We start from the raw sequence: 3,311 nt of genomic DNA, 5'->3' as shown, positions 1-3,311 counted from the left end.
TCGGCGGTGTTATTTTTGTATAAGAGACAGGTCCTGGTCCCCGTCCACGTCCTGGTCCTCGTCCCCGCCCCGGTCACCGTCCTCGGCTCCGCTCCTGCGCCCGCCGTCATCCCCGCCGTCATCGCCGCCTTCATCGCCGCCTTCGTCCCGCATCAGAAGCCGCTCGGGGCGCGGCTCGTCGAGAGTGGCAAGCAGGCTCACCCCGAGCGGCGGGGCCTGCTCAGGCTCCTCGAAGGCGATGCCGGGATCCGCCTCCCGGACCCGCACCGGCAGCTCCAGCGCGCTGCCCGCCGGGTCCACGGTGAACCCCGCCGCCGACTCCGGCCCCGGCCAGACCCACGGCCAGTAGGCGCAGGAGAGGGCGAGGCGGACCCGGTGGCCGGGAGGGAAGGCATGACCGGCGGGAGTCAGGTCGAGGAGGATGTCCCTGTCCCCGGCAGCGCCTCCAGGGTCCGCCCCCGCGGGCTCCGTGCGCCGAAGCTGCCTTACCCCACGGCTCACGAGGGTCGAGGAGCCGTCCGGTGCCACGTCGCAGATCCGGACGGCAACCACGGCGTGCGACGCCTCGCACGTCAGCCGCAGCCGTACCCGGGGCCCGCCCAGCACCCAGGTCTCCTCGCGCACCGGGAAGTCGAAACAGACCGAGCGCGCGTCCTCCTCGCGCTGGTCCGGAGGCAGACCCGCGTCGCCGCCGCGGGGGAGCAGGCGGCCGGCGTCCACACCCGTGTGCAAGGGGGAGCGCACCAGGACACGGGCACCCTGGAGGGCATACGTCGCGACGCGCACCCGAGGTGAGGGCCGGACGGGCTCGGAGACCCAGCGGCCGGGCAGGGCGCCGTACGCCGTGGCCGGGAGGTCGGAGCCGGGGACGTACGCGCGCAGGAGCGGGTCGGAGAGCACGCCCGTGTCCTTGCCCTTCAGCCAGTGGTCCCACCAGCGCAGGGTCTCCTGGAGGAAGCCGATCGCGGGTCCGGGGTGCGGGGCGTGGTCGGGGTACGTGTGCGGCCAGGGGCCGATCAGGCCGCGCACCCGGTCCGGCGGCAGACGCTCGACCAGCCCGAGAACCGTGTCGGCGTACGGGTCGTGCCAGCCGCCCACCGCCAGGACGGGCACACGGGTCGTGAAGACCCCGCGCACATCGGCGGGAGCGAACGGGCCGGCGGACGGGGCGGACGGGGTGAGCGGGTCGACGGACTCCAGGCGGCGGAGCCACATGTCCCGCCAGGCGTCACCGACGTGGTCGGGGTCGGGCGGCAGACAGAGGGAGGCGAGCCGGGCCTGCGCCGCCTCGGCGTGCGGTGGGTCGGCGGGGACGGCGGAACCACGCGGGTGGCCCACACCGTTGCCGGGTCGGCCGTCCGGGCAGCAGACGGCGACGACCGCCTTGAGTGGCGTGGGCGGAAGGGCTTCGACGGCTGCGGCGGCTGCGAAGGTCGGCAGGGCCGCGACCCGGAGGGCGTAGGTGCCGCCCCGGCCGATGCCGAACATGCCCACCGTGCCGTCGCACCACGGCTGCGCCGCAAGCCACGCGACCACGGCGGCCCCGTCGGCCGCCACCTCATCGGCCGCCACGTCATCGCCCGCCACGTCATCGGCTGTCGCCCGGCCGGCCGGCTCCGTCGGCGGGCGGGCGGCGTCCTCCGGCAGCCCCTCGCTGTTGCCGTGCCCGCGCGCGTCCACACGTACGCAGGCGTAGCCGTGGCCCGCGTACCAGGGATGACGCTGCCGGTCGCGCGCCGCCGTGCGGTCGGAGAGCCGGTCCGGGGCGTACTCCAGCAGCGCCGGCACCGGCTCGTCCGTCAACGGTCGCCACACGCGGGCGTACAGGAGCGTTCCGTCGGGCAGACGGATGCGGAGGTCGTCATGGGTGGTCTCGTAGGGGAAGGACGAACGGATGCGCATGTGCGTGGCCCCCGTGAGGTCAGCGGGGAGGGTGTGTCGGACGGCTACGGCCGAGTGGGTGACGCGGGTGACGCGGGTGTCGGGAATGACCGCAAGACGGAGTCGCCGGTCTGTTTTCTGGCCGGTTCAGCATGCTCATACCGGCTGATCAGCAACATACCGGGCGGGATTCGATGCCGCCCGGTCGATCGGGGGGCGACTCCTGCACGAGCGAAGTTCGAGACGGGGGGACGTGGGGCCTGTCGGTGATCGAAACGTGACCGGATACGCTGACTTGAGTGAGGGCAGCGACCTATCGACAAACCGCGTAATCGCCAGAAGACACCAGCAGACAGGAGACCCCTCGTGACCGTCGTCGGGCCGTTCGGGCTGAGCGTGCGGGACCAGGCTCTGGAAGCCGATGTCCAGGCCGGATTGACGGCTGTCGAGGAAGGCTTGCTCGAGGCCACCAAGAGCGAGGTCCCGTTCATCACGGAAGCCGCGCAGCACCTCGTCCGGGCGGGCGGAAAGCGGTTCCGGCCGCTGCTCGTGATGCTCGCCGCGCAGTTCGGGGACCCGTACGCGCCCGGCATCGTGCCCTCCGCCGTGGTGGTGGAACTGACCCACCTGGCCACGCTGTACCACGACGACGTGATGGACGAGGCCGAGGTACGGCGTGGGGTGTCCAGCGCGAACACCCGCTGGGGGAACTCCGTCGCCGTCCTCACCGGCGACTTCCTGTTCGCCCGTGCCTCGCACATCCTCGCCGACCTCGGGCCCGAGGCCGTGCGGGTGCAGGCGGAGGCGTTCGAACGGCTCGTCACCGGCCAGATCCTGGAGACGGCCGGGCCCACCGACGGACGGGACCCCGTCGACCACTACCTCGACGTGCTCGGCGGCAAGACCGGATCGCTGGTCGCGGTGTCCTGCCGATTCGGCGCGATGATGTCCGGCGCCGACGAGACGGTCGTGGACGTGCTCACCCAGTACGGCGAGAGGCTGGGCGTCGCCTTCCAGCTCGCGGACGACGTGCTCGACATCGCGTCGGACTCGCACGAGTCGGGCAAGACGCCAGGCACCGACCTGCGCGAGGGCATCCCCACGCTGCCCGTGCTGCGGCTGCGCGAGCGGGCGGCGCGGCTGGCGCTGCCCGAGGACATCGCGCTGTGCGAGCTGCTCGACTCCGACCTCGGCGACGACGCCAGGCTCGCCGAGGCGCTGGCCGCGCTGCGGGCCCACCCGGCGCTGGAGCAGGCTCGGCGGGACACCGTGCGGTACGCCAAGGAGGCGCGGGCGGCGTTGGCGCCGCTGCGGGAGTGCGAGGCGAAGCTGGCGCTGCTTGAACTGTGCGACGCGGTGGTCCACCGGGCGGGGTGACGCGCGACACCCTGCGGGCGAGGCGAGGCGAGGCCCTGCGGGCCTTTGCCCAC

2 protein-coding genes are annotated in these 3,311 nt (G+C 73.3%); one reads left to right on the top strand and one right to left on the bottom strand.

From position 1 onward, the window contains the following. Positions 1–9: 9 nt before the first annotated feature. On the bottom strand, positions 10–1,902 hold the full coding sequence (locus P1P75_RS40670) for a CocE/NonD family hydrolase (RefSeq protein ID WP_319264835.1): 1,893 nt from the start codon (positions 1,900–1,902) through the stop codon (positions 10–12). A 345-nt stretch (positions 1,903–2,247) separates the two neighbouring features. Here P1P75_RS40670 and P1P75_RS40665 point away from each other — a divergent pair, with 345 nt between their 5' ends. Then, positions 2,248–3,258, top strand: a complete 1,011-nt coding sequence (locus P1P75_RS40665) for a polyprenyl synthetase family protein (protein ID WP_319264832.1) — start codon at positions 2,248–2,250, stop codon at positions 3,256–3,258. The last annotated feature ends 53 nt before the right edge of the window (positions 3,259–3,311 follow it).

This window comes from Streptomyces sp. ID05-39B (assembly GCF_033794725.1).
GTDB classification, from domain to species: domain Bacteria; phylum Actinomycetota; class Actinomycetes; order Streptomycetales; family Streptomycetaceae; genus Streptomyces; species Streptomyces bobili.
Note: the sequence above shows the minus strand (reverse complement) of the source record. Positions and strands in the feature narration are given on the sequence as shown.